This window comes from Sporichthyaceae bacterium, assembly GCA_036269075.1.
Classification (GTDB): Bacteria; Actinomycetota; Actinomycetes; order Sporichthyales; family Sporichthyaceae; genus DASQPJ01.
Genome location: DATASX010000123.1, coordinates 36,935 through 60,595, shown reverse-complemented (window position 1 = coordinate 60,595; position 23,661 = coordinate 36,935). Strand labels below are relative to the sequence as shown.

The 23,661-nt window shown below is 73.4% G+C and carries 23 protein-coding genes; 6 read left to right on the top strand and 17 right to left on the bottom strand.

What is annotated here, in order from left to right:
• Positions 1-2: 2 nt before the first annotated feature.
• A complete protein-coding gene (locus tag VHU88_23405) occupies positions 3-866 on the bottom strand; it encodes an SGNH/GDSL hydrolase family protein (GenBank protein ID HEX3614654.1) in 864 nt (287 codons plus the stop codon).
• A 56-nt stretch (positions 867-922) separates the two neighbouring features.
• Here VHU88_23405 and VHU88_23400 point away from each other — a divergent pair, with 56 nt between their 5' ends.
• On the top strand, positions 923-1,726 hold the full coding sequence (locus tag VHU88_23400; protein ID HEX3614653.1) for a class I SAM-dependent methyltransferase: 804 nt from the start codon (positions 923-925) through the stop codon (positions 1,724-1,726).
• 7 nt (positions 1,727-1,733) lie between these two features.
• Here VHU88_23400 and VHU88_23395 read toward each other — a convergent pair whose 3' ends face one another.
• Positions 1,734-2,333: a class I SAM-dependent methyltransferase gene (locus VHU88_23395; GenBank protein ID HEX3614652.1), complete on the bottom strand. Its 600-nt coding sequence runs from the start codon at positions 2,331-2,333 to the stop codon at positions 1,734-1,736.
• 2 nt (positions 2,334-2,335) lie between these two features.
• Positions 2,336-2,635 (bottom strand): YciI-like protein, encoded by a 300-nt coding sequence (locus VHU88_23390; GenBank protein HEX3614651.1) that lies wholly within the window; start codon positions 2,633-2,635, stop codon positions 2,336-2,338.
• A gap of 56 nt (positions 2,636-2,691) precedes the next feature.
• Here VHU88_23390 and VHU88_23385 point away from each other — a divergent pair, with 56 nt between their 5' ends.
• The 3 genes from VHU88_23385 to VHU88_23375 all read left to right on the top strand — a co-directional run bounded on the left by VHU88_23385 (position 2,692) and on the right by VHU88_23375 (position 6,243).
• On the top strand, positions 2,692-4,089 hold the full coding sequence (locus VHU88_23385) for an AMP-binding protein (GenBank protein ID HEX3614650.1): 1,398 nt from the start codon (positions 2,692-2,694) through the stop codon (positions 4,087-4,089).
• A gap of 100 nt (positions 4,090-4,189) precedes the next feature.
• Positions 4,190-5,137, top strand: a complete 948-nt coding sequence (locus VHU88_23380) for an ABC transporter ATP-binding protein (GenBank protein HEX3614649.1) — start codon at positions 4,190-4,192, stop codon at positions 5,135-5,137.
• The gene (locus VHU88_23375; GenBank protein HEX3614648.1) at positions 5,134-6,243 is read left to right on the top strand and encodes a hypothetical protein; all 1,110 of its coding nucleotides are present in this window, start codon (positions 5,134-5,136) and stop codon (positions 6,241-6,243) included. The genes VHU88_23380 and VHU88_23375 overlap by 4 nt, the downstream gene beginning before the upstream one ends.
• 3 nt (positions 6,244-6,246) lie before the next feature.
• Here VHU88_23375 and VHU88_23370 read toward each other — a convergent pair whose 3' ends face one another.
• The 13 genes from VHU88_23370 to VHU88_23310 form a co-directional block, all read right to left on the bottom strand.
• Positions 6,247-7,533 (bottom strand): PrsW family intramembrane metalloprotease, encoded by a 1,287-nt coding sequence (locus tag VHU88_23370; GenBank protein HEX3614647.1) that lies wholly within the window; start codon positions 7,531-7,533, stop codon positions 6,247-6,249.
• A 23-nt stretch (positions 7,534-7,556) separates the two neighbouring features.
• A complete protein-coding gene (locus VHU88_23365; GenBank protein HEX3614646.1) occupies positions 7,557-8,381 on the bottom strand; it encodes an RNA methyltransferase in 825 nt (274 codons plus the stop codon).
• A 2-nt stretch (positions 8,382-8,383) separates the two neighbouring features.
• Positions 8,384-9,592 carry a uroporphyrinogen-III C-methyltransferase gene (cobA, locus tag VHU88_23360; GenBank protein ID HEX3614645.1) on the bottom strand — a complete coding sequence of 403 codons (1,209 nt, stop codon included), beginning with the start codon at positions 9,590-9,592 and terminating at the stop codon, positions 8,384-8,386.
• A 117-nt stretch (positions 9,593-9,709) separates the two neighbouring features.
• A complete protein-coding gene (cobT, locus tag VHU88_23355; protein ID HEX3614644.1) occupies positions 9,710-11,437 on the bottom strand; it encodes a nicotinate-nucleotide--dimethylbenzimidazole phosphoribosyltransferase in 1,728 nt (575 codons plus the stop codon).
• Positions 11,434-12,522, bottom strand: a complete 1,089-nt coding sequence (gene cobC / locus VHU88_23350; GenBank protein HEX3614643.1) for an Rv2231c family pyridoxal phosphate-dependent protein CobC — start codon at positions 12,520-12,522, stop codon at positions 11,434-11,436. The genes cobT and cobC overlap by 4 nt, the downstream gene beginning before the upstream one ends.
• A gap of 73 nt (positions 12,523-12,595) precedes the next feature.
• The gene (locus tag VHU88_23345) at positions 12,596-14,023 is read right to left on the bottom strand and encodes a cobyrinate a,c-diamide synthase (protein ID HEX3614642.1); all 1,428 of its coding nucleotides are present in this window, start codon (positions 14,021-14,023) and stop codon (positions 12,596-12,598) included.
• The gene (gene cobO / locus VHU88_23340; GenBank protein HEX3614641.1) at positions 14,020-14,634 is read right to left on the bottom strand and encodes a cob(I)yrinic acid a,c-diamide adenosyltransferase; all 615 of its coding nucleotides are present in this window, start codon (positions 14,632-14,634) and stop codon (positions 14,020-14,022) included. The genes VHU88_23345 and cobO overlap by 4 nt, the downstream gene beginning before the upstream one ends.
• Positions 14,634-16,619 carry a putative cobaltochelatase gene (locus VHU88_23335; protein HEX3614640.1) on the bottom strand — a complete coding sequence of 662 codons (1,986 nt, stop codon included), beginning with the start codon at positions 16,617-16,619 and terminating at the stop codon, positions 14,634-14,636. Before VHU88_23335 ends, cobO begins: the two co-directional genes overlap by 1 nt.
• Positions 16,620-16,725: 106 nt before the next feature.
• Positions 16,726-17,502 (bottom strand): 2'-5' RNA ligase family protein, encoded by a 777-nt coding sequence (locus VHU88_23330; GenBank protein ID HEX3614639.1) that lies wholly within the window; start codon positions 17,500-17,502, stop codon positions 16,726-16,728.
• A gap of 73 nt (positions 17,503-17,575) precedes the next feature.
• Positions 17,576-18,046: an Rrf2 family transcriptional regulator gene (locus VHU88_23325; GenBank protein HEX3614638.1), complete on the bottom strand. Its 471-nt coding sequence runs from the start codon at positions 18,044-18,046 to the stop codon at positions 17,576-17,578.
• 137 nt (positions 18,047-18,183) lie between these two features.
• Complete coding sequence (locus VHU88_23320) at positions 18,184-19,146, bottom strand: hypothetical protein (GenBank protein ID HEX3614637.1); 963 nt, start codon at positions 19,144-19,146, stop codon at positions 18,184-18,186.
• 137 nt (positions 19,147-19,283) lie between these two features.
• Complete coding sequence (locus VHU88_23315; GenBank protein ID HEX3614636.1) at positions 19,284-20,789, bottom strand: cobyric acid synthase; 1,506 nt, start codon at positions 20,787-20,789, stop codon at positions 19,284-19,286.
• Positions 20,786-21,733, bottom strand: a complete 948-nt coding sequence (locus VHU88_23310; GenBank protein HEX3614635.1) for a cobalamin biosynthesis protein — start codon at positions 21,731-21,733, stop codon at positions 20,786-20,788. The genes VHU88_23315 and VHU88_23310 overlap by 4 nt, the downstream gene beginning before the upstream one ends.
• A 55-nt stretch (positions 21,734-21,788) precedes the next feature.
• Here VHU88_23310 and arfB point away from each other — a divergent pair, with 55 nt between their 5' ends.
• A complete protein-coding gene (gene arfB / locus VHU88_23305; GenBank protein ID HEX3614634.1) occupies positions 21,789-22,211 on the top strand; it encodes an alternative ribosome rescue aminoacyl-tRNA hydrolase ArfB in 423 nt (140 codons plus the stop codon).
• A 62-nt stretch (positions 22,212-22,273) separates the two neighbouring features.
• Here arfB and VHU88_23300 read toward each other — a convergent pair whose 3' ends face one another.
• Complete coding sequence (locus VHU88_23300; GenBank protein ID HEX3614633.1) at positions 22,274-23,029, bottom strand: sulfite exporter TauE/SafE family protein; 756 nt, start codon at positions 23,027-23,029, stop codon at positions 22,274-22,276.
• Positions 23,030-23,184: 155 nt separating this feature from the next.
• On the opposite strand from VHU88_23300, the gene VHU88_23295 reads away from it, so the two are divergent.
• Positions 23,185-23,661: a transglycosylase family protein gene (locus VHU88_23295; protein HEX3614632.1), complete on the top strand. Its 477-nt coding sequence runs from the start codon at positions 23,185-23,187 to the stop codon at positions 23,659-23,661.

Sequence of the window (23,661 nt, the reverse complement as noted above, 5' to 3'; positions counted from 1 at the left end):
GCTCAGCGTAAGGCTCGGCCCACCGCGGCGGCAGTCGCCGCTTCGCCGGCCGCGTTCGGGTGCACCGGCGCGGCCTGCGCCAACGGCAGCAGCGGCTCGATCCAGCGGGTCCCCGGCAGCCGGCACATGTCGTGGCCGAGGCTCGGGGTGTACGTGTCGACGTACACCGAGCGGGTCGCCTTCGCCGCGGCCGCGAGCATCCCGTTCAACGAGCGCTCGACGCCGTCGAGGAAGTCCATGTCGCCCGGGGTGAACGGGACCAGGCCGAGCAGACAGCCGGCCCGGCCGACCGTGTCGCGCGGCAGTAGCGACGGGTAGCCGACGACCAGGACCTTCGCGTGCGGCGCGAGGTGGTGAATGTCAGCCAGCGCGGCCTGCACGATCGCGGCGTCCGCCTTGATGTCGGCGGCGAACCGGGCCGCGTACGCGTCGCGGCAGGGCGCCGGCGACCCGAGGAGCACCAGCGGCGCCCGGCTCGCGCACCCGGCGACGACCGACCCGAACAGGCCGTGGTCGTTGCCGCCGATGCCCACGGTCACCAGACGCGTGGCCGAGCTCAGCGCCGCGACCTGGGCCGGGATGTCCGCGCCGCCGGAAGCGGTCAGGTCCGCGGTCGTGGCGCCGGCGCAGGACACGTCGGTCAGCCGGAGGCCGCGTTGCGCGGCCAACAGGTGCGGGTAGTTGCCGCCGGACCGGGCGCACTCCGCGGGGCCCGACGCACGGGGCGGGACCAGTGGCGCGGCGGTGTAGGAGTCGCCGAGTGAGACGTAGCGCGCCCCGCCGTCCGCGACGGCGGGCTCGACTGCACCCGGGCCGAGGACCGCGCTCGCGCACACCACGGCGGCCGTCGCGATCCGCCCGAACATGTCTCGACAGTAACCGGCGATCCGGACCCGCGGAGCCGGGTCATAAGTTTCGGCGTATGACGGATCAGGCTCAGATCAGGTCCCGGATGCAGGCCACCTGGGCGGGCGGCCACTACGCCGTGGTCGCCACGATGTTCACGATTGTCGGCGAGCAGTTGTGCGAGGCGCTCGACCTGCGCGCCGGGCAGGACGTGCTCGACGTCGCGACCGGCAGCGGCAACACCGCGATCGCGGCGGCGCGGCGGTTCACCAACGTGACCGGCGTCGACTTCGTCCCGGCGCTGCTCGACCGCGGCCGGGAGCGGGCCGCGGTGGAGGGGCTGAGGATCGACTTCCGGGAGGGCGACGCCGAGGCGCTGCCGTTGCCGGACGCCTCCTACGACGTCGTGCTGTCGACCTTCGGGGTGATGTTCGCGCCGGACCATGCCGAGGCCGCGACCGAACTGCGCCGGGTGCTGCGTCCCGGTGGCTGTATCGGGCTGGCGAACTGGGTTCCCGAGGGCACCGTCGGCGAGATGTTCCGCACGGTCAGCAAGCATGTGCCGCCACCGCCCGGCCTGACCCCGCCGACGACGTGGGGCACCGAGGAGCACCTGCGCGAGCTCTTCCCCGGCGCGCGACTGTCGATCACCCGCCGTACCGTCCGGGTGGTCATGCCCTCGGTGGAGTTCTGGCTGGAGTTCTTCCGGCGCTGGTTCGGGCCCACCGTCAAGGCGTTCGAGGCGTTCGAGGCGGTCGGCCCGGACGGCGCGGCCGCGTTGGCGGCCGAGCTGCGGGCGTTCGGGGAGCGGAACAACATCTCCGGCGACGCCACCATGGTGCTGCCGCAGGATTACCTCGAGGTGGTAATCCACCCCTGACGGGTCGTCAGATCCGTTGGAGGACCGAGACGGCGTAGCCGCCGTCCGGACGGAACGGCGCGGCGTCCCAGGTGCTGTGACGGTGCGTCAGTTCCAGTCCGGCCGCCGCGCACCAGGCGTCGTAGTCGGACAGGTCCACCGGGACGGCCGCCGGCGGCAGGTGTGCGGTGTCCAACCCGAACCCGGTGACGAGCAGGCCGCCGGGGCGCAGGTGGGCCGCCAAGCAGGCGATCATCCGCGGTGTGCCGGCCCGGTCCACCAACGGCACCACATTTCCCGCCGCGACCGCCAGGTCGAACGGCTCACCGATGCCGAGCGCCGGCAGGTCCAGGCCGGCCAGGTCGGCGAGCACCCAGCGCACCCCCGGAACTCCCCGCGCCACCTCGAGCATGCTCGCGTCGACGTCGACCCCGACGCAGTCGTGCCCCAGCTCGGCCAACCGGCCCGCGACCCGGCCCGTGCCGCAGCCGGCGTCCAGCACCCGGGATCCCGGCTCGAGCAGCGCGTCGCAGAACCGCGCCTCCCCGTGCATGTCCACCCCGGTCGCAGCGATCCGAGCCAGTCGGGCGGCGTAGTCGGCGCCCGGCCCGGAGGAGGACTGCGCCACGGTCAGTCGGCGGTCAGCGCCATCGCGGCGCCGACGACGGTGTTCCAGGTACGGACCTGCCACGACTCGACCAGCCCGTGGCGGATGTAGGGGTCGGCCGCCACGAACTCGGGAACGGCGTCGGCGGCGTCCTCCCGCCACACGAACAGCGCCTTGTCGAACGGGTCGGGCACGGCACCGGCCAGGAGCAGTTCGCCGCGCTGTGCGCAGTCCTCGAGCAGGGCCAGGTGCTCGGCGCGGAACTCGGGGCGGCGCTGGAGGTAGTCCTCGGACAGGCGGTACTCGAGCAGCAGGTGCGTCATGACTTCCCTTCGCCGTGCGGCCCGTGGCGGCGCCAGGATACTGTGCCCATCGCCCCATGAACGCGCTCGAACTACTGCTCCCCGGCCTGCTGGCCGGCCCCGACGACCCCGCCGCCGTCCGGGTCGGGTCCGATGCCGTGTCCCGGGAGGCGCTGCTGGCCGCGGCTGCGGTCTGCGCCGACCGGATCGCCGGGGCGAGCACCGTGGCGATCGAGGCCCGGCCGGAACTGGCGACGGTCATCGGTGTCCTCGGCGGACTTGCCGCCGGGGTGCGGGTGGTGCCGATCGCGCCCGACGCCGGGCCGCTGGAGCGCGATCACGTGCTGGCCGACAGCGCCGCCGAGGTCATCCTCGGGCGCCCGGACTGGGCCGGGTCGCTGCGCTGCGTCGACCTCCCCACCGTGGGCGGATCGACCGCAGCGACGTTGCCGACGGGTGGCGCCGCCCGGCTGGTCATGTACACCAGCGGCACGACGGGGCCGCCCAAGGGCGTGGTGCTCTCACCGGAGGCGCTCGCCGCCGACCTCGATGCGCTGGCCGCGGCCTGGGACTGGACCGCCGAGGACACGTTGGTCCACGGGCTGCCGCTGTTCCACGTCCACGGCCTGGTCCTCGGCCTGCTCGGCGCGCTGCGGCAGGGCAGCCGCTTCGTGCACACCGTCCGGCCCACGCCGGCGGCCTACGCGGCAGCCGGCGGCAGTCTCTACTTCGGTGTGCCCACCGTGTGGTCCCGGGTGGTCGCCGACCCCGCGGCCGCGGCCGCGCTGCGGGGCGCCCGGCTGCTGGTCTCCGGCAGCGCGGGCCTGCCGGCCGCCCTGTCCGATGAGCTGATGCACCACTGCGGGCAGCGCCCGGTCGAGCGCTACGGGATGACCGAGACCCTGATCACCGTCAGCTCCCGGGCCGCCGGCGAGCGCCGGGCCGGCGAGGTCGGCGTGCCGCTGCCCGGCGTGACGACCCGGGTCGTCGCCGACGACGGGACCGAACTGCCCGCCGACGGCCAGAACCCGGGCGAACTGCAGGTCCGCACCCCGACGATGTTCGACGGCTACCTCGGCCGGCCCGAAGCCACCGCGGCGTGCTGGACGGCCGACGGCTGGTTCCGGACCGGCGACGTCGCCACCGTCGGCCCGGACGGGTGGCACCGGATCCTCGGCCGGGCAAGCGTCGACCTGATCAAGTCCGGCGGCTACCGGATCGGGGCCGGTGAGATCGAGGCGGCGCTGCTCACCCACCCGGGCGTCGGCGAGGCCGCCGTGGTCGGCGAACCCGACCCGGAACTGGGGCAGCGGATCGTGGCCTACGTGGTCGCGCACGGCGTCGACGCGGCGGCGCTGGAGTCACACGTCGCACAAGCCCTGTCGGTGCACAAACGCCCACGCCGCATCGTGTTCGTGGCCGAACTGCCTCGCAACGCTCTTGGCAAGGTGCAGAAGACCCGCCTGGGCAGCTAGTGGTCTACGCCGTTCGACGGACAGCGTCCGCCACGGGACGGACCATGGGACTGCACGAACGCCACGGCGCCAGGAGGCGGCCATCAGCTTCACCCAACCGTTGACCGTTCCCCCGCCCCCGACCGCCGGTCCCGGCGGCGGGGTGGTCGTGCGTTCGGTACGCCGGACGTTCGCCTCGGTGGTCGCCGTCGACGAGGTGTCGTTCGAGGCCCCGCCCGGCACCGTCACCGCGCTGGTCGGGGCCAACGGGTCGGGCAAGACCACGATCCTGCTGATGCTCGCCACGTTGCTGCGCCCGGACGCCGGGCAGTTGCTGGTGGCCGGCCACGACCCGGTGCGCTCCCCACGGGAGGTACGCCGGCTGCTCGGCTGGATGCCCGACAACTTCGGCACCTACGACAACCTGAGCGCCCGTGAGGTTCTGCGCTTCGTCGGCGCGGCCTACCGGATGCCCCGGGCCGCGGCGCGTGCCCGCGCCGCGGAACTGCTCGAACTGGTGCGGCTGACGGAGTTCGCCGACCGCCCGGTGCACGTGCTGTCCCGCGGGCAGAAGCAGCGGTTGGGCCTGGCTCGGGCCATCGTGCACTCCCCCGCGGTGCTGCTGCTCGACGAGCCTGCCTCCGGCCTCGACCCCGGGTCGCGCGTCGAACTGCGTGGCCTGGTGCGCGCGATGGCCGCGGCCGGCACCGCGGTCCTGATCTCCAGCCACATCCTGGCCGAGCTCGAGGAGATGGCCGACCGGGTGGTGTTCGTGGCCGGCGGACGGACGGTCGCCGAACAGTCCCTGCGCGACCTGAGGGTCACCGACGAGCCGGCCCCGTGGCGGATCCGCGCGTTGGCGACCGATCACTTGCTGGGTGCGTTGACCCACTACGGCGTGCCGTTCACGGTCGAACCGGCCGGCGTGCAGGTCGTGCTGCGTGGCGACCAGGATGCCGCTGCTCTCTTGGCTGCGCTCATGCGCGACGGCGTCGCAGTTTCCGCGATCGGACCGGTCGGCAGCGCCTTGGAGTCCGCCTACCTGGCGATCACGGAGCAGGACCGATGACCACGTTCGCGCCCACCCCGGCACTCCGGGTCCAGCGCGGCAACTGGCGCGGCGTGCACACCGTGGCCGCCCAGGAGTTCCGGCTGCGCCTGCGGACCGGCCGGTGGCAGCTGCTGCTGGTGCTCTGGGTCGCCGCGCTGGCCGGCCTGACCTGGCTGCTGTGGCGCGCCGCGAACTCGGTGCCACAACTGCACCAGCGCGGGGTGCCGATCTTCGGCGGCCTGATGATCGTGCTGCTCTCGCTGTCGTTGCTGGTCGTGCCCGCGTTGGCCGGGCAGTCGGTGAACGGCGACCGGGAGCGTGGCGTGCTGGCCACCCTGCAGGTCACGCTGCTGACGCCCACCGAGATCGCGCTGGGCAAGTTGCTGGCCGCCTGGGGCGTGTCGATGGTGTTCCTGCTGCTGTCGGTCCCCATGGCCGTCGCCACGCTGTTCGCCGGCGGTGTGGGCGTCGGGCGGTTGGTCGTCACGCTGCTGGTGCTGGCGGTGCTGCTCGGGGTGGTCGCGGCGATCTCGCAGTGCTGGTCGGCGTTGGTCAGCCGCACCGGCCTGTCCGGCGTCCTGTCCTACCTGAGCGTGTTCGCGCTGACGGTCGGCACGCTGATCGTCTTCGGGGTGGCCCTGCCGGCGACCCGGGGCAGCCACACGGTGACCGAGCAGGTCCCTGACCAGTCGGCCATCGAGTACCAGTTGAGCGGCGGGCACCTCAATCTCGGGCACCTCCCCACCCGCAGCCAGACCCAGACCCGCGATGAGATCCGGCCGGAGAAGGTCTGGTGGCTGCTGGCCCCGAACCCGTACGTGATCCTGGCCGACGCGGCGCCGGAGAAGCACAAGGGCCTGAACCTCGACTCGGTCACCGTCGAGGACAACGGTTCCTCGCAGATCGGCGGGTCGTTCGACCCGTTGGCCAGTGTGGCCGCGGCGGTCCGCGGAGCGCGGGATCCGGGTTCGACCAACGCCACCGGCGACCCGAACGCCGCGGCCCCGGTGTGGCCGTGGGGCCTGGGGTTCGACGTCCTGCTGGCGATCGGCGCGACGGTGATCACGATCCGCAGGCTGCGCACTCCGGCCAAACGGTTGCCGCGCGGGGTGCGGGTGGCTTGAGGCTCAGGCCTGACCGGGCGAGAAGTTCGGCGGTGCCGGTGGCATTCCGGCCGGTATCAGTCGCGCTTCCTCGGCAGCGTCGGCGGCCAGCGCGGCCGTTGCCCGCCGCTGGATCAGCACCATCCCGATGATGGTGATCACGATCGGCCCGAGCAGGCCGAGGGCGCCGCGGACCAAGGCGTTCCCGGAGCCCGAGTGCGCCATCGCGGCCGCGAGCAACGGCCCGGAGTCGTAGAGCCCGTGCATCGTGACAGCCAGCGCCAACGCCCGCCACGGATTCGCACCCGCATCGCCGAACCGGCGACAGGCCACCGCGTAGCCCACCAGGCCGGCCCAGATCGCATGGTCCGGGACGGCGAGCACCGCCCGGATCGTGAACGTCCCGATGTAGGCCCCGGACGTCGGGGCGTTGGCCAGGTAGAGCACGTTCTCCACGGTCGCGAAGCCCAACCCGATCCAGCCCGCGTAGACGATGCCGTCAAAGCGCTCGTCGAACTCCGGGTTCCATCGGAACGACCACAGGCACAGGGCCTTGCCGGACTCCTCGACCAACGCGGCGACGCAGAAGGCCGTGATCAGCGCACCGAACGCGGTGACCTGGGACGGCGCGAACAGGCTGAACACACCCTCGATCACGACGATCGGCGCGGTGGAGACGACCCCGGCCAGCGCGGCGCGGCCGAGCACCGCCTTCGACTCCGGGCGGACCCGGTCCTTGCGCCGCAGGTAGGCCATCCATGCCGCGCCCGGGATCACCCCACCGAGAGCGGCCGGCCGTCGGTCGATCGTGACGAGCAGGGACACCGCGACGGCGACCGCCACCGCGATCAGCGCGATCGTGCGCACGCGAGGGCCGAACAGCGGGGCCAGCGCTCGTTCCCGGCCGCGCAGGCGGCGGTAGTGCTGCACCGAGCGCGCCGGCGACTTCAGCGCCTCCCCGGACCTTGCGTAGTTCGCCCAGGGCGAGCGGGCGACCTCGGCCTTGTCGCTGTCGATGTACCAGAACGGCGCACCGCTGGCGTCGGCGTCGCCGCGGGACGCGAGATACCGGTCGAACTTGGCGGGGACGGAATCGGCGTGAGCGAACCAGTGCGCGGAGAAGTCGGCCTCGTCGGCGTCGGTGAGCACGACCGCGGCGTGCGGCAGGTAATCGCCCTCCCCACCGGGATACAGGCCCGAGCAGACGGCGGGCCGGTCCTCGGCGTCGGCCCGGCGCCGCAGCAGCACCAGGTCGCCGCCGTAGACGCGGCGCGCGGCGGCCTTCCGACCGTAGTAGACGAAAACCGCCATGGGCTCAATTCCTACCGTAGGGCTCATTCTCGGATGAACTGAGGCGTGGTGGCGAAGAACGCCACCGCCGCCGCGGCGGCCACGTTGAGCGAGTCGACCCCGGTTGCCATCGGGATCCGGACCCGGACGTCGGTCGCGGCCAGCGTGCTCGCCCGCAGGCCGTCGCCCTCGGTGCCCAGCACCCAAGCCAGGCGCGGCGGGGCCGCGGCGGCGAACTCGGTCAGGTCGAGCGCGCCGGGGTCCGGGGTGAGCGCGGCGGTGACGAAGTCCGCCGCGTGCAACGCGTCCAGATCGGCCGGCCAGGCGACCAGTCGCGACCACGGCAACTGGAACACCGTGCCCATCGAGGTTCTGACGGCCCGCCGGTAGAGCGGGTCGGCGCAGGACGGGGTGACCAGGGCGGCGTCGAGGCCGAACGCCGCGGCCGCGCGGAAGGTTGCGCCGACGTTGGTGTGGTCCACGATGTCCTCGAGCACGACGACCCGGCGGGCCGTGCGCAGCAGGTCGGCCGGGTCGGGCAACGGCCGCCGGTTCATCGCGGCCAGCAGGCCACGGTGAACCTGATACCCCGTCAGTTCCTCGAGCACCCCGGGCGGGGCGACGTAGACCGGGGCGCCGAGCGCGGTCACCTCGGCCACGAGAGCGGTGGCCGGCTCCACCCGGTTGGGGGCCAGTAGCAGCGACCGCGGGGCGTAGCCGGCGCGCAACGCCCGACGTAGGGTCACCGCGCCCTCGGCGATGAACACCCCGGCGGCAGGTTCGCGGCGTACCCGGTGTCCGACGTCGGTCAGCCGGGCGTAGTCGGCCAGCCTGGGGTCGGCCGGGTCGAGGACCGGCAGGGTCTCCACGCCTACCCGACGGCTACGACGGCCCCGATGACGATCACCGCCGGCGGCCGGACCCCGGCCTCGTGGACCGCGGCGGCGATGCCGGACAACGGCGCCCGCACAATCCGTTGCGCGTCGGTGCTGCCGTTCTGGACAGCGGCGGCCGGTGTCGCCGGATCACGGCCGTGCTCGATCAGCGCGGCCGCGATGGCGCCGAGTTTGTCCACGGCCATCAGCAGCACCAGGGTCCCCGGCAGTCGGGCCAGCGCCTGCCAGTCGGTGAGGGAGTTCGGGTCGTCCGGGCCGATGTGCCCGGAGGCGACGGTGAACTCGTGGGCCACCCCGCGGTGGGTGACCGGTATCCCGGCCAACGCCGGCACGGAGATCGCGCTGGTGACCCCGGGGACCACCGAGCAGGGAATCCCTGCCGCCGTCAGGGCCAGCAGTTCCTCGTGACCGCGCCCGAACACGTACGGGTCGCCGCCCTTGAGCCGGACCACGAACTTCCCGGCCCGGGCCCGGTCGATCAGCACCTCGTTGATCGCCTGCTGTGCCATGAACCGGCCGTACGGGATCTTCGCGGCGTCGATCACCTCGACGTTCGGGCTCAGTTCCGACAGCAGCGAGGACGGGCCGAGTCGGTCGGTGACCACGACGTCGGCCTGTGCGAGCAGTTGCCGACCGCGGACGGTGATCAGGTCCGGGTCGCCCGGGCCGCCGCCGACCAGGGCGACCCCGGCCGGTTTGTCGTCGGGCGCGTCCAGGACGACGGCGCCCTCCCGCAGGCCGGCGAGCAGCGCGTCGCGGACCGCCGCGGCCCGGCGGGGCCGACGACCGGCCAGCACCGCGACCGTGAGCCCGTCGTGCCGGCCCGAAGCCGCCGTCCACGCGGTCGCGTCGGAGGCGTCGTCGGCCCGGACGCAGAAGATCCGGGCGGACTCGGCGTCGGCGGCCACGGCGGCGTTGACCTCCGGGTCGGCCGTCAGCGCCAGCGCGTACCAGGCCCCGTCGAGATCTGACGGCGCGTAAGGTCGGCGCTCCCACCGGAGCCGACCGTGGTCGTGCAGGGCCTCGATGGCCGGCCGCACGTCCGGCGAGACCAGTAGGACGTCGGCATGGGCGTCCAGGAGGTTGGGCAGTCGGCGTTGCGCCACCTGCCCGCCGCCGACGACCAGCACCCGCCGCCCGGCCAGCCGCAACCCGACCGGATAAGACTCCGGCTCAGCGTTCAACCCGCACTCCCGCGTCCCCATACCCATCTTCTGCGTGTGTCCGCGCCCTTCCCCGGGCGTCGAAGGGCGCGGACGCACGCAGAAGATGCCGATGAGGTCGGGCGGCGTGTCGGCAGGTCATGCTTTCTCCGTGACGCCGGCCGCGTCGAAGGTCGCGACCTCGGCCAACGCGCGGACGGCGGACTGCACCAGGGGCAGGGCCAGCAGCGCGCCGGTGCCCTCGCCCAACCGCAGGTCCAGCGACACCAACGGACGCAGCCCGAGGTGATCGAGCGCGAACGCGTGCCCGGGCTCAGCCGACCGGTGGCCGGCCACCCACGCGACGCGCGCTTCCGGGCACAAGGCGGAGGCGACCAGCGCCGCCGACCCCGCGATCACGCCGTCCAGGATCACCGGGGTCCGCAGCGCGGCGGCAGCGAGCAGGAAGCCGACCAGGGCAGCGTGCTCGAGCCCGCCGACCGCAGCCAGCACCCCCACCGGGTCGGTCGGGTCCGGCCGGTGCAGCTCCAGCGCGGCCGTGACCACCTCGACCTTGTGACGGTGCATCAGATCGTCGATACCGGTGCCGCGTCCGGTGACCGCCGCCGGATCGGACCCGGTGAACGCGGCGATCAGGACGGCCGACGCGGTCGTGTTCGCGATGCCCATGTCGCCGGTGAGCAGGCAGCGGTTCCCGGCCGCGACCAGGTCGCGGGCGGTCTCGATGCCGACCTCGATCGCGGCGACCGCTTCCTCGCGGGTCATCGCCGCGGTCACCGACAGGTCGGCGGTGCCGCGACGCACCTTCCGGGGCAGCAACCCCGGGCGGACCTCCAGGTCGGCCGCCACCCCGACGTCGATCACCTGGACCTCGGTGCCGATCTGGCGTGCGAACGCGTTGACCACGGCGCCGCCGGCCAGGAAGTTGCCCACCATCTGGGCGGTGACTTCCTGGGGCCAGGGAGTCACCCCCTGGGCGTGCACGCCGTGGTCACCGGCGAACACCGCCACCGCGGCGGGCTCCGGCAGCGGCGGCGGGCAGGTCCCCGCCAGGCCCGCCAGTTGGACGGACAGGTCCTCCAGCACGCCGAGCGACCCGCGCGGCTTGGTCATCCGGTCCTGCCGCACGCGGGCCTCGGCAGCGGCGGCCTCGTCGGCCGGGCCGATCGTGGCCAGCGTCTCGCTCAGCAGGTCCATCGGCGCCTCCCCCGGTGCTCCACGGAATCCGTACTCCTCCCAGTGCACCGCCCAGGCCAACGGCCGACGCCGCGCCCACCCCGCCGCGGCCAGTTCCGGCTCCGTGCCGAACTCCGCCACGTGCCCCACGCACAGGTAGGCGATGACCTCCAGATGCTCGGGCAGGTCCAGGGCCCGCGGCAGCGCGTCGCTGGCGAAGAAGCTGACCCAGCCGACGCCGAGACCCTCGGCGCGCGCGGCCAGCCAGAGGTTCTGGATCGCCGCGGCGACCGAGTGCGCGGCGGTGGCGGGCAGGGTGTGCCGGCCCAGGGTGTGCCGACCGCCGCGGGTCGGGTCACAGGTGACGACGATCCCGACCGGCGCCGCCTCGATCGCCTCGATCCGCAACGGGGCGAACGCTTTCGCCCGCGCGCCGGGCAGCGAGGCGGCGTAGTTCGCCCGGGCCTCGGCGGCCAGCACGGCCAGCCGTGCCCGGGTCTGCGCAGAGCGGATCACCAGGAAGTCCCACGGCTGGCTGAAGCCGACACTGGGCGCCTGGTGCGCGGCGGCCAGCACCCGGTACAGCACCTCGTCGGAGGGCGGGTCGGGCAGGAATCCGTTGCGCACGTCGCGGCGCGCCGCGAGCACCCGGTAGAGGGCAGCGTCGTCGCCCGGCTCCAGTCCGCTCATCGATGATCTCCGGCGAATGCACCCTCGAGTTGGACGGTGGCCAGGGCGTCCAGGAAGCCGTCGGTGGTGGCCGGATCGCGGACCGCGACCCGCATCCAGGTCGGGCCCAGGCCCGGGAACGAGTCGCCGCGGCGCACCGCCCAACCGCGTTCCCGCAGCCGTTGGCGCATCTTGCGGCCGTTGCGGACCTGCAGCAGCACGAATGGAGCCTGCGGTATCCCGACGACCTCCACGCCGTCGAACTGTGCCAGGCGCTTGATCAGGTACGCACGGTCGGTGGCAATACGCGAGGCAATCGCCTGCGCCTCGGCGAGCGCGGTCGGCGTGCTGCACGCGGCCGCCGCGGCCAGCGCCGGCGTGCTGACGGCCCAGTGCGGCTGGACCGCCCCCAGCGCCGCGATCAGGTCCGGCGCGGCCAGCAGGTACCCGACCCGCAGCCCGGCCAGGCCCCACGTCTTGGTGAAGCTGCGCACCACGATCAGGCCGGGGATGTCGGTTTCCTCGGCCAGCGATTCGATCTCGCCGGGGACGGCGTCCATGAAGGCCTCGTCGACGACCAGCAGCCGACCCGGTCGGGCCAGCCCGGCCAGCGCCTCGGCGGGGTGCAGCGCCGACGTCGGGTTGGTCGGGTTGCCGATCACGACCAGGTCGGCCGAGGGCGGGACGCCGTAGTCGGGCAGCGCGAAGCCGTCCTCCGGGGACAGCAGCAGGCGGTCGATCGGATGGCCGGCGATCCGCAATGCGAGCTCCGGTTCGGTGAACTGCGGGTGGATCACGATCGGGTGCCGCGGTGCGAATGCTCGCGCAATCAAGGTGAACGCCTCCGCCGCGCCGGCCGTCACCAGCACGTCGGACTGTCGACGGCCGTGCCGCTCGGCGATCGCCTCACGGGCCGCCTCCGGCTGCGGGTAGGCCGACAACGTCGTCAACGAGTCGGCCAGCACCTTGCGCAGCCACGCCGGGGGCCCGCCGACCCGCACGTTCACGGCCAGGTCGATCAGCCCGGGGACGAGTTCGTCGTCGCCGTGGTGCCGCAGGTTCAGGCTCGCGGGATCCTCCGGTCCGCGGCGGACCGGACCGGTCACGCCGACACCTCGCAAGCGAGGTGCTCGGCGTGCCCGAGCGCTGCTCTGCTCATTGGTTCACTCGCAAGCTCGCTCACTGCACAGCCCGGGCGCGGGCGGCAGCGGCGACGATCCGTCGGGCGATCCGCGGCCGACCGGCCCAGTGCAGATGCACGTACGAGGCGTGGACGTTGCCGACCACATGGCCCTCCTCCGCCGGTTCGGCGGCGTGGCCGTCGACGTCGGTCGGGGCCAGCCGCCAGGCCGGCGCGGCACCGGCGGTCGGGTTGGTGACCGTGCGGTGGAACTCGTGCCCGCGGACGGCGTCGCCGGCGGCGCACAGCACCGAGTCGGTCGCGGCGACCAGTCGCCGGTAGCCGAGGGTCAAGCGCCGGGTCATCTGGGCATCGGCGGCCAGTACCCCGCACATCGGGGCCCGGTCCAGCGAGCGGGTCAAGTACAGCAGCCCCGCGCATTCGGCGACCACGACCCCGCCGGAAGCGGCCAGGTCGGCCACGTCCTTGCGAAGCAGTTCGTTGTCCGACAGCGCTGCCGAGTGGACCTCCGGGAACCCGCCGCCGAGCACCAGACCGGTGGTCCCGGCGGGCAGCGCCTCGTCGCGGCACGGGTCGACGGTGACGACCTCGGCGCCGGCGGCGAGCAGCAGTTCCGCGTGCTCCGCGTAGCTGAACGTGAACGCCGGTCCACCGGCCACGGCGATCCGGGGGCGGACGACGGACCGCGACCGCGGCATCGGCCCGACCGCCAGGTTCGGGTCCCAGGGGGTCGCGGACATGCGCGGCGCGGAGGAGGCCAGTGCCACCACGGCGGCGAGGTCGACGGTGCGCCGGACCAGCTCACCGGCCGCGGCGACCGCCGCCGTGGCTTCCGGGGCGCGTTCCGCGACCGGGACCAGACCCAGGTGCCGGGAGGGCACCGCGACCGTGTCGTCGCGCCGCAGCACACCGAGCACCGGCATGGCCATCCCGGCCAGCGCGTCGCGCAGCAACCGTTCGTGCCGGTCCGAGCCGACGCGGTTGAGGATCACCCCGCCGATGCGCACCTGCGGGTCGAACGAGGCGAACCCGTGGACCAGCGCGGCGACTGAACGCGACTGCGCGGCTGCGTCGACGACCAGCACCACCGGGGCGCGCAGCAGTCGGGCGACGTGCGCGGTGGACCCGAAGTCCGCGCAACCGGCCACCCCGCCGGCCACGCCGTCGAACAGGCCCATCACGCCTTCGACCACGGAGATGTGCGCCCGGCTTGCGCCGTGCAGGAACAGCCCGGGGATCAGCAACTCGGCGGTCAGCCAGGCGTCGAGGTTGCGTGCCGGGCGACCGGCCGCCAACCCCAGGTAGCCGGGGTCGATGTAGTCCGGGCCGACCTTGTGGGCGGAGACGGCGAAGCCGCGCGAGCGCAGCGCGGCGATCAGCCCCATCGCCACCGTAGTCTTGCCGGCCCCGCTGCCAGGGGCTGCGATCACCAGGCGTGGCGGGCCGCCTGCGGCGGGCACACTCACCATTCGATCCCCCGTTGGCCCTTCTGCCCGACGTCCATCGGGTGCTTGACCTTCGTCATCTCGGTGACCAGGTCGGCCGCGGCGACCAGTTCGGCCGGGGCGTCGCGTCCGGTGATCACCACATGCTGGCGTCCCGGTCGGTCGGCCAACGTCGCGACGACGTCGGCCACATTCACCCAACCCCATTTCAGCGGGTACGTGAACTCGTCGAGGACGTAGAGGTCGTGCCGGTCGGCCGCCAGTCGCCGCTTTATCTCGGCCCACCCCTCGGCCGCGTCCGCGGCGTGGTCGACCTCGGTGGCCGCCTTCCGCGACCAGGACCAGCCCACACCCATCTTGTGCCACTCGACCGGGCCACCCACACCGGTCTGCGCGTGCAAATGGCCCAAGGCGGTGAACGCGTTCTCCTCACCGACGCGCCATTTGGCGCTCTTCACGAACTGGAAGACCCCGATCGACCAGCCCGCGTCCCAGGCGCGCAGCGCGGTCCCGAAGGCCGCGGTCGACTTTCCCTTGTTCTCCCCGGTGTGCACGATCAACAGCGGCCGGGTCCGGCGCTGACGGGTCGTCAGGCCGTCCTCCGGCACAGCGGCGGGCACGCCCTGCGGCATCAGGCCGCCCCGGTGCGCAGCGCCGCCACCAGGTTCGGCAAGCCGGCAGCCAACTCGGCCAGTCGGACCACCGGGGCGCCCAGTTCGGTGGCCAGGCCTGCCGCCAGGCCCAACCGGACAGGGCCGGACTCGGCGTCGACGACCACTGTGGCCACGCCGTCGGCAGCCAGTGCCCGGGCCGCGGCGAATGCACGTTCCACGGGCTCCGGACCGGCGTTCGCCCGCCCGTCGGTGACCAGCACCAGCAGCGGTTCGCGTTGCGGGTCGCGCAGCCGCTCGGCCGCCAGCACCTGACGGGCGGTCAGAAGTCCTGCTGCCAAGGGGGTTCGACCACCGGTGGGCAGTTCCCGCAGCCGCTTGGCGCCCATCTCGACCGATGAGGTCGGGGTGAGCGCGACCCGCGCGCCGGTGTCGCGGAACGTGACCAGGCCGACTTTGTCGCGACGTTGGTAGGCGTCCAGCAGCAGCGAGAGCACGGCCGCCTTCACCGCGCCCGTGCGCGAGCGGGCGCCCATCGACCCGGACGCGTCCACGCAGAACAGCACCAGGTTCCCGACCCGTCCCTCCCGGCGCGCGAAGCGCAGGTCCTCCGGACGCACCGCGAGTGCCGCACCGGGTCGCCGGCCGCGCTCGTGCTGGTGGACGGCCGCCGCGCGGATGCTGGCGGGTAGCCGGACCACGGTCCCGTCCGCCCGGTCCGGGCGGGCCGCGCCGGTGGTTCGACCCACGGTGCTGGTGCCCGGCGACCGGCGCCCGAGCACCCCGGGTGTCCGGGACGGCACGACCAGCAATCGGGACCGGTACGGGGCACCGGCCGGCTGCGTGCGCTCGCCGCCTGGGCCGGCGCTCGGCTGCTCCCGCGCCTCGGGGGCGTGGCCGGGAGCGTGAGCGGAGTCCTCGGTGGCGCCACCGCCGGGACCGTCGCCGTCGGGACCGTCGCCGTCGGGTTCCGGGTCGGGCGGCGGATCGGCCAGCGCCTCGTCGAGGGCGTCGGAGTCCAGGCCGGGGGTGTCGAACGGGTCGCGCCGGCGGCGGTGCGGCAGCGCCAGGCGGGCCGCGGCGGCCACGTCGTCGGAGTTCACGGCGGCTCGGCCGTGCCAGGCGGCGTGCGCCCGGGCCGCCCGGGCGGTGACCAGGTCGGCCCGCATCCCGTCGACCGCGAACGCCGCGCACACCCGGGCGATGCGGAACAGCTCGTCCTCCGGCAGTTCGACCGCCGCCACCAGGGCGCGGGCCCGGTCGATGCGTGCCGCGAACTCGGCGTCGGCGCTCTCCCAGGCCCCGGCGAAACCTGCCGGGTCCGCCTCGTGCGCCAGGCCGCGGCGGACGACCTCCACCCGGACCTGCGGGTCGAGGCTGGCGGTGACCTCAACGGTCAGCCCGAAGCGGTCGAGCAACTGCGGCCGCAGTTCTCCCTCCTCCGGGTTCATCGTCCCGACCAGCAGGAATCGAGCGGCGTGCGAGACCGAAACGCCCTCCCGCTCCACGTGTGCGCGCCCCATCGCGGCGGCGTCCAGCAGCACGTCGACCAGATGGTCGTGCAGCAGGTTGACCTCGTCCACGTAGAGCACGCCGCGGTGCGCGTCGGCCAGCAATCCGGGCTCGAAGGCACGCACCCCGGCGGCCAGCGCCCGTTCCAGGTCCAGCGAGCCGACGACGCGGTCCTCGGCGGCACCCACCGGCAGCTCGACCAGTCGCGCCCGGCGGCGGCCACTCGGCGCGTCCGCCCCGTGCGGGCCGTCCGGGCAGCGGTCGTCAGCCAGGGTCGGGTCGCAGGCGAACCGACAGCCGGTCACGACGTCGAGTTCGGGCAGCAGGCCCGCCAACGCCCGGACCAAGGTGGACTTCGCGGTGCCCTTCTGGCCGCGCACCAGCACACCGCCGATGCTCGGCAGGACCGCGTTGAGGGCCAGGGCCAGCTTGAGATCGTCCATCCCGACCACTGCCGAGAACGGGAAACCGGCTACGCCGGCCCGCACCGGCACGCCGGACACCTCGCACTGCAACCCGTTCGCTCCCCTCGCTCGGCCGGCCGTGTCGGCCCGCGCCTGGCGAGTTTTGCACACGGTGACCGACCTTCGGCGACGTGAGTCAGAACGAGGTGCGCTTGCCCAGCGTCATGTCCGCGAGCGCCTGCCAGGAACCCTCGGTCTGCGTCCGGACGATCCGGATCAGCGTCAGTCGGCGGATCCGCAGCGACACGGGTTTGTGCTCGGCCGCCGTCGCCAGTCGCGCGCGCAGCGGCGCGGCCGGCAGCTCGGTGGGTGCGTAGGCGATCGGCACGTGCGGCCGGAACGGGACCAGCTCGCGCAGCCAGGGCCGCAAACCGAGCACCTCGCGGGTCAACCGGCGCAGGTCGTTGCGCAACTCGATCAGGTCCGTCCACGGGGCGACGCCCAACCGCACTCCGCCGGGCCCGAGCACCGGCGGTCCGACGTTGAGCCGGAACTGGTGCTGCTCGGTGGCCCAGTCGCGGGTCTTCCACTCGATGCGGTGCAGTTCGGGTTCGGTCACGTCCGCGTCCGAACCGATGCGCAGCAGCGGGACGTGCACCCGGTCGTTGCTCACCGGCACCAGGCCGCTGCCGGCCAACGCCGCGGCGCACTCGTCGAGCAGCGGCGCGAGGGCGTATTCGCCGTAGAAGCTCAACGCCCAGTGGAACGTGACGTAGGTCGAGCCGGGCAGGAAGCGTCGGGTGTCGCGCACGGCATCCAGCGTGCGCGCGGCGGCCGCCTCGTACGCGGGCAGCGCGTCGGCGTTGTGCGGGTCGGCCGGGGTGTGGCGGGGGAACGACTCGCGTTCGGTCCAGACCTGCGAAGCGGAAAGCAGTCCCAAATCACTGTCCTTGGGTTGGCTGCGCTCACTCACCGCCGCGCCTTCGTTGGTTGGTGCCCGCCGCGGATGGCTCGCACTGTGACATTGGTTCACTCGCTGCGCTCACTCACCGCCGCTGCCACGCCCCGGCGTCGCGGATGCGCGCGGTGGTGACCTCGGGCAGCGACTTGGCGACCAGGTGGGCCACGGTCACCTCCTCCAGGATCTGGCGCATGCTGGCCCGGACCGCGATCCAGACCTGCTGGAGGTTCTCTGCCGAGCCGCGGTAGATGACCTCCTCCGGCGCCCGGCCGTGGACGCTGACCAGTGGGCCGTCCACGGCCCGGATCACGTCGGCCACGGTCACTGCCGTCGGTGCCTGCATGAGCACCCAACCGCCTGCCTGCCCGCGTTGGCTGGCCAGGATGCCTGCCCGGCGCAGATCGGCCAGGACGGCGAGCAGGAAGTCGCGCGGGATGTCCTGGGCGGCGGAGATCGACTCGGCCGAACGGGGTCGCCCGGAGTCGTCGCCGGCGATCTCGATCAACGCACGCACCGCGTAGTCGACTTTGGCCGAGATCTTCACGTGGCGGACCATCCTCGGGGACGTTGGGCGCGGGTCGCCCGCGCTCCCGGCAATTATCCCGCGTCGTCCACGCGCCGACGGCGGGAGGCCGGCCGCCGCTGGATCGCGACGGCCGGCCTCGGCCGAACTTGTGTTGCGGTGGACGCGGATCAGCCCGCGCCGCCACCACCACCGTCGTTGTCGTTGTCGGGACCGTCGTTCTCGTCGTCCCAGCCGCCGTTGTTGTTGTCGGGGTTCATCCCGCCGTCGCTCCACCACGGCTGGCCCGAGTGCCCCTTGCCCGAGCCGGAACGCTCGGTGCGGTGGGTGCGCTGGTGACCGGAGGAACTCGACGACCGGCGGGTGTGGCCGGTGCGGACCGGGCCCTGCTTCTTCTGCGGGGCGATGACCTGTGAGCGGGAGTCACGCTGGTGCGCGTCCTGCTGGGGCCCGTCCTGCTGCTGGTCGCTCGCCGCGGAGTCCGAATTCTTGGCCGGGGCCTGCGAGTCGTCCGAGCGGCCGCTGTTGTCGGATCGCGGCGCGTCGGATCGCGGCGAGTTGGACTGTGGCGAGTTGGACTGCGAGGCGTCGGAGTGCGGCGCTCCGCCCTGCTTGTCGCTCGGCTGCGGGTCGGCCGGCCGGGAGTCCAGCGGCGGGTTGGCCGGGGCGTCCGAGTTCGGCTTGGAGTTCGACTGCGCCGCCGGGTCGGAGCCCTTGTCGTTGCCCTGCGAGGACTGGTGGTCCGAGGCGCTGGGCTGGTCCTGGCCGGACGGGGCCTGACCCTGCCCCTGACCCGGGGCTTGCTGGCCGCCGACCGGCGGCAGCAGGTTGGTGCTCGGCAGCTGGTTGCCGCCACCCGGGCCCTGGTTGCCCGTCGGCAGCGGGCCCTGGTGGGAGGTCGGCGCCGGGCCGGAGTCGCCGTTGCCGCCGTCGTCGCCGGGTGCGTTCTTGCCGTCGTCGTTCGGGTTGATCGAGCCGAGGTCACCCGTGTTCGGCAGGTTGCCCGGGCCGACCGAAGGCACCGGCGGCGACGGCGGTCCGTCCATACGAACGGCCGCTCCGGCCGCCGTGGGAGTCAACGCCAGCAGGACGCCGACCCCGAGGGCCGCCCAGTTTCGTCGTGAGATGAACATGTCCCCAACCCCTTGGATTCGCCGAAGTCCGCTGTCACGGACAGGCTTCCCGCTCGGCTGCCCGAACGGGTGCAAATTGGGCCGTCCGGGTCAAAAGCTCCCGAACCGGACGTACCCCTCAAATCCCCCACGTTCAGTCAACCCGAGAGCGGCTTCGATTCCCGTGCGACACGCAGAGCGGGCAGGTCACGAGGGACGCCGGCAGTGATGAGCCGAGTCAGCCCGACGGTGTCCAGATGGTCGGCGACCAGATCCCCGAGGGCGTCCAGGCGGCGCTCCCGCACCGCCGCGAACGACACGTCGGCCCCGGCCGGCGCCGGAACGCCGGCCGCGGCTGCCGCCTCGGCGAGGAAGGCCCGGCGGAACTCGTCGGACTCCAGCACCCCGTGCCAGGTCGTGCCCCACACCGCCCCGGCGCAGATCCCGTCAAGAAACGCGGTGGTACCCGGGTCCGGCTGTACGACGCCGTGGTGCATCTCGTAGCCGTGCGCGACGACGCCGTAGGCCTGCCCGGTCGTGCGCCCGACGACCTTGTGCGGGCCGAATGTGACCGTGCCGGGCAGCAGACCCAGGCCGTCGACGGTGCCCGTGCGCGACTCGACCTCGTCGGTGATCGAGCGGGCCAGCATCTGGTAGCCGCCGCAGATCCCGAGCACCGGCCGACCGGCCTGCGCCCGTGCCACCAACGCCTGCGCCAGGCCGCGGTCGCGCAGCCACGCCAGGTCGGCCACCGTCGCCCGAGTCCCCGGCAGCACGACCAGATCGGCGTGCACCAGGTCGGGCACCGCGTCGACGAACCGCACCTGCACGCCGGGTTCGGCGCCAAGCGCATCGGCGTCGGTGAGGTTGGAGATCCGCGGCAGTCGGATCACCGCGACCCGGAAGCGGTCCGGGTCCCACGCGTCGTCCTGCCGCACTGCGTCCAGGGCCAGGGAGTCCTCGACGTCCAACCACAGGTCACAGCGCCACGGCAGCACGCCGTAGACCGGTCTGCCGGTCAGCTCCTGCAAGGTCACCAGGCCGGGTTCGAGCAGCCGGGGGTCGCCGCGGAACTTGTTGACCACGAAACCGGCGATCATCGCCTGGTCGGCCGGCTCGAGGATCGCCAACGTGCCGAACATCGCCGCGAGCACGCCGCCGCGGTCGATGTCGCCGACGACCAACGTCGGTAGGCCGGCGGCGCGGGCCAGGCCGAGGTTCGCGATGTCCTCGGTGCGCAGGTTGATCTCGGCCGGGCTGCCGGCGCCCTCGCAGATGACCACGTCGAACCGGGAGCGCAGGTGCGCCAACGACTCCAGCACGGTCTCGAACAGGCGTGGTTTGAGGTCGCGGTAGGACATCGCGTCGACCTCGGCGACCGGGCGCCCGAGCAGCACGACCTGCGAGTGCCGGTCGCTGCCGGGCTTGAGCAGGACCGGGTTCATCACCGTCTCCGCCTCGATGCCCGCCGCGGCGGCCTGCATCGCCTGCGCCCGCCCGATCTCCCCGCCGTCGAGCGTCGCGTAGGAGTTGTTGGACATGTTCTGGGCCTTGAACGGCGCGACCGAGACGCCCTCCCGGCGCAGCCATCGGCACAGCCCGGCGACGAGCACGCTCTTGCCCGCGTCGGAACTGGTCCCAGCGACCAGCAACGCGCCCCTCATGCACGCCGGGCCAGGAGCACGGCCCCGACCAGCGCCGCGCCGGTGACCGCACGGCTGAGGCGGACGGCACGGGCGATGTCGGCGAGCTCCGGCGCCCGGCCGGCGGCGCCGAGTGCGGGCCGGTTCTCAGCGTAGCCGTCGTAGGTGTTGGCCCCGCCCAACCGGACACCCAGTGCGCCGGCCGCCGCGGCCTCGCACCATCCGGCGTTCGGGCTCGGATGGGCCCGCCGGTCGGCGCGCAGTACCCGCGCGGCCTGCCGCGCCGAGCCACCCACCGTCGGCGCCACCACCACGGTCAACAGCCCGGTGACGCGGGCCGGGAGCAGGTTGGCCAGGTCGTCGACGCGGGCCGCGACCCGGCCGAAGCGCAGGTAACGCTCATTGCGGTAGCCGACCATCGCGTCGAGGGTGTTGACCGCGCGGTACCCGAGCAGGCCCGGAACGCCGGCCACCGCGCCCCAGCACAGCGGCGCCACCACCGCGTCGCCGGTGTTCTCGGCGACCGACTCGACCGTGGCGCGGACGAGTTCGGCCGCGTCCGCCTGCGACGGGTCGCGGGCGCACAGGTGCGACAGGCGATCCCGTGCCCCGGCCAGGTCGTCGGCGGCCAGCAGCCGCCACATCAGCGTGGCCTCCCGGCCCAGGGAGGTGCCGCCCAGAACCGTCCAGGTGGCGGCTGCGGTCAACCCGGCCGACAGCACGGGGCGCCTGGCGCCGACGCGTTCGGCCGCCAGCCCGAGCAGCACCGGAGCCGAGACGCACAACGCCGCGTACGTCGCACCCGCGGCCACCGAGTCGCGTCTGGTCCGGCGTTCCAGCCGATCGGCCAGCCGTCCGAAACCGGCCACCGGATGCCACCGCGGAGGGTCGGCGAACACCGAGTCCAGCAGCACGCCCGCGGCCAGCCCGAGGGCGCGCCCGTGTCCGCCGGCCGTCCGCTTCATCGACGGCGACGCTATCGGCCGGCCCGCGCAGCCGAAGGCCGGCACCCTGGGCGTCATGGAGGACGGGATCCGGGTCGGCGACACGCTGATTGCCGAGGCAGAACTGCACTGGCGGTTCTCGCGTTCCTCCGGCCCGGGCGGGCAGGGCGTGAACACGGCCGACTCCCGGGTGGAGCTGGTCTACGACCTGACGAACTCCGGGGCCTTCCCCGAGGTGCTGCGAACCCGCGCGGTGGAACGACTGGCAGGCCGCCTGGTCGACGGGACGGTCGTCGTCGTCGCTTCCGAACACCGCTCCCAGTTGCGCAACCGTGCGGCGGCCCGAGAACGGCTGGCCGCGCTGTTGGCCGAGGCGACCGCACCGCCGCCTACGCCACGTCGCCCGACCCGGCCGTCGCGCCGGGCCCGGCAGAGGCGACTGGATGCCAAGTCTCGGCGCTCCGAGGTCAAGCGCGGTCGCCGCGACCCACCGGAATGACCCTGCGATCATCGATGATCGCAGTGCTGACTCTCATACGCGCAGCGCTGACTCTCATACGCTCAGAGCATGCGCACGATCGCGACCACGCCGATCAGCACGATCAGCGCCCGCAGCGCGCTCGGCGGCAACCGGCGGCCGTAGCGCCCACCCAGCAGCCCACCGACCGTCGACCCGCCGGCGATCAGCCCGGCCACGGCCCAGTCCACCGGATGCGAGCAGATGAACAACACCGCGGCGGCCAGGTTGGCGGTAGTCGCCAGCACGTTCTTCACGGCGTTGTTGCGTTGCATGCTCGGCTCCCCGGAAAGCGTCGCGAGCAGTCCGATCAGCAGCACACCCTGGGCGGCGCCGAAGTAGCCGCCGTAGACGCCGGTCAGCCCCACCGTGGCCGGGAGCAGCAGGCCGAACGATCGGCTGTCGGTGCCGGCCGGTCGTCGGGCCAGCGCGGCGGTCAGGCGCGGCTGGAGCAGCACCAACACGCAGGCGGTGCCGATCAACACCGGGACCACCGCTTTGAACGCCCCGGACGACAGCACCAGCAGCAACGTCGCGCCCACCAGGGCACCGACAGTCGAGGCCGGCATCAGCCGGATCAATCGGTGCCGTTGCCCCGCCAGTTCGCGGCGGTACGCCCAAGTCGCCGCCGCCGAACCGGGCACCAGGCCCACGTTGTTCGAGACGTTGGCCAGCACGGCCGGATAACCGAGCGCGAGCAGGGTCGGGAAGGTGATCAACGTCCCCGACCCGACCACCGCGTTTATCGCTCCGGCGGCCAGGGCCGCAGCCAGGACCGCGAGCGCATGCCCGAAGGTCAACCGGCCACCGACCGCTGCCTCCGCCCGACGCGAGGTCGGACGCGGGTGATCACCCGGCCAATGCTAGGTGTCCCCCGACCGGGTGAACCTCTTGCGAGTCCGTGCGCTGCCACAACAACCTCGACGTGGCAACAGTTGCGCCGCACCTCGAGGGGGTGAGAACCATCGGCACCGACGGGCGGGGCCGGATGGCCCGGGCGGCAGCGGCGAGCGTCACCACCACGGCGGTCGCCCTGATGTGGTGGCTGCCGGTACGGCCGGCCGCCGCGGCGACCACTGCAACCTGGGACCGGCTGGCGCAGTGCGAGACCGGCGGGGAATGGGCCGCGAACTACGGCAACGACTACTTCGGTGGGCTGCAGATCTCGATGGAGTTCTGGCAGGCCTACGGCGGGATGGAGTACGCACCCCGACCGGATCTGGCCTCGCGTCCCGACCAGATCCTGGTCGCCCAGAAGGTGCTGGACGAGGCCTCCTGGAAGCCGTGGCCGGTGTGCTCGCACCGCCTGCACCTGACCAACGAGGAGGCGATGGGCACCCCGGACGTGACGCCCGGAGCGCGGCCCACCATCGAGTCGGCCGGGCCACCGGTCGACGAGTCCACCCCGCCGCCGAACGCGACCCCGGAGTGA

What these genes read in the sequence shown, in the direction of transcription:
- VHU88_23405 (HEX3614654.1), bottom strand. Translation starts at nt 866, where the DNA reads ATGTTCGGGCGGATCGCGACGGCCGCCGTGGTGTGCGCGAGCGCGGTC.
- VHU88_23400 (HEX3614653.1), top strand. Translation starts at nt 923, where the DNA reads ATGACGGATCAGGCTCAGATCAGGTCCCGGATGCAGGCCACCTGGGCG.
- VHU88_23390 (HEX3614651.1), bottom strand. Translation starts at nt 2,635, where the DNA reads ATGACGCACCTGCTGCTCGAGTACCGCCTGTCCGAGGACTACCTCCAG.
- VHU88_23385 (HEX3614650.1), top strand. Translation starts at nt 2,692, where the DNA reads ATGAACGCGCTCGAACTACTGCTCCCCGGCCTGCTGGCCGGCCCCGAC.
- VHU88_23375 (HEX3614648.1), top strand. Translation starts at nt 5,134, where the DNA reads ATGACCACGTTCGCGCCCACCCCGGCACTCCGGGTCCAGCGCGGCAAC.
- VHU88_23370 (HEX3614647.1), bottom strand. Translation starts at nt 7,533, where the DNA reads ATGGCGGTTTTCGTCTACTACGGTCGGAAGGCCGCCGCGCGCCGCGTC.
- cobT (HEX3614644.1), bottom strand. Translation starts at nt 11,437, where the DNA reads ATGAGCGGACTGGAGCCGGGCGACGACGCTGCCCTCTACCGGGTGCTC.
- cobO (HEX3614641.1), bottom strand. Translation starts at nt 14,634, where the DNA reads ATGCCGCAGGGCGTGCCCGCCGCTGTGCCGGAGGACGGCCTGACGACC.
- VHU88_23325 (HEX3614638.1), bottom strand. Translation starts at nt 18,046, where the DNA reads ATGGTCCGCCACGTGAAGATCTCGGCCAAAGTCGACTACGCGGTGCGT.
- VHU88_23320 (HEX3614637.1), bottom strand. Translation starts at nt 19,146, where the DNA reads ATGTTCATCTCACGACGAAACTGGGCGGCCCTCGGGGTCGGCGTCCTG.
- VHU88_23315 (HEX3614636.1), bottom strand. Translation starts at nt 20,789, where the DNA reads ATGAGGGGCGCGTTGCTGGTCGCTGGGACCAGTTCCGACGCGGGCAAG.
- VHU88_23310 (HEX3614635.1), bottom strand. Translation starts at nt 21,733, where the DNA reads ATGAAGCGGACGGCCGGCGGACACGGGCGCGCCCTCGGGCTGGCCGCG.
- arfB (HEX3614634.1), top strand. Translation starts at nt 21,789, where the DNA reads ATGGAGGACGGGATCCGGGTCGGCGACACGCTGATTGCCGAGGCAGAA.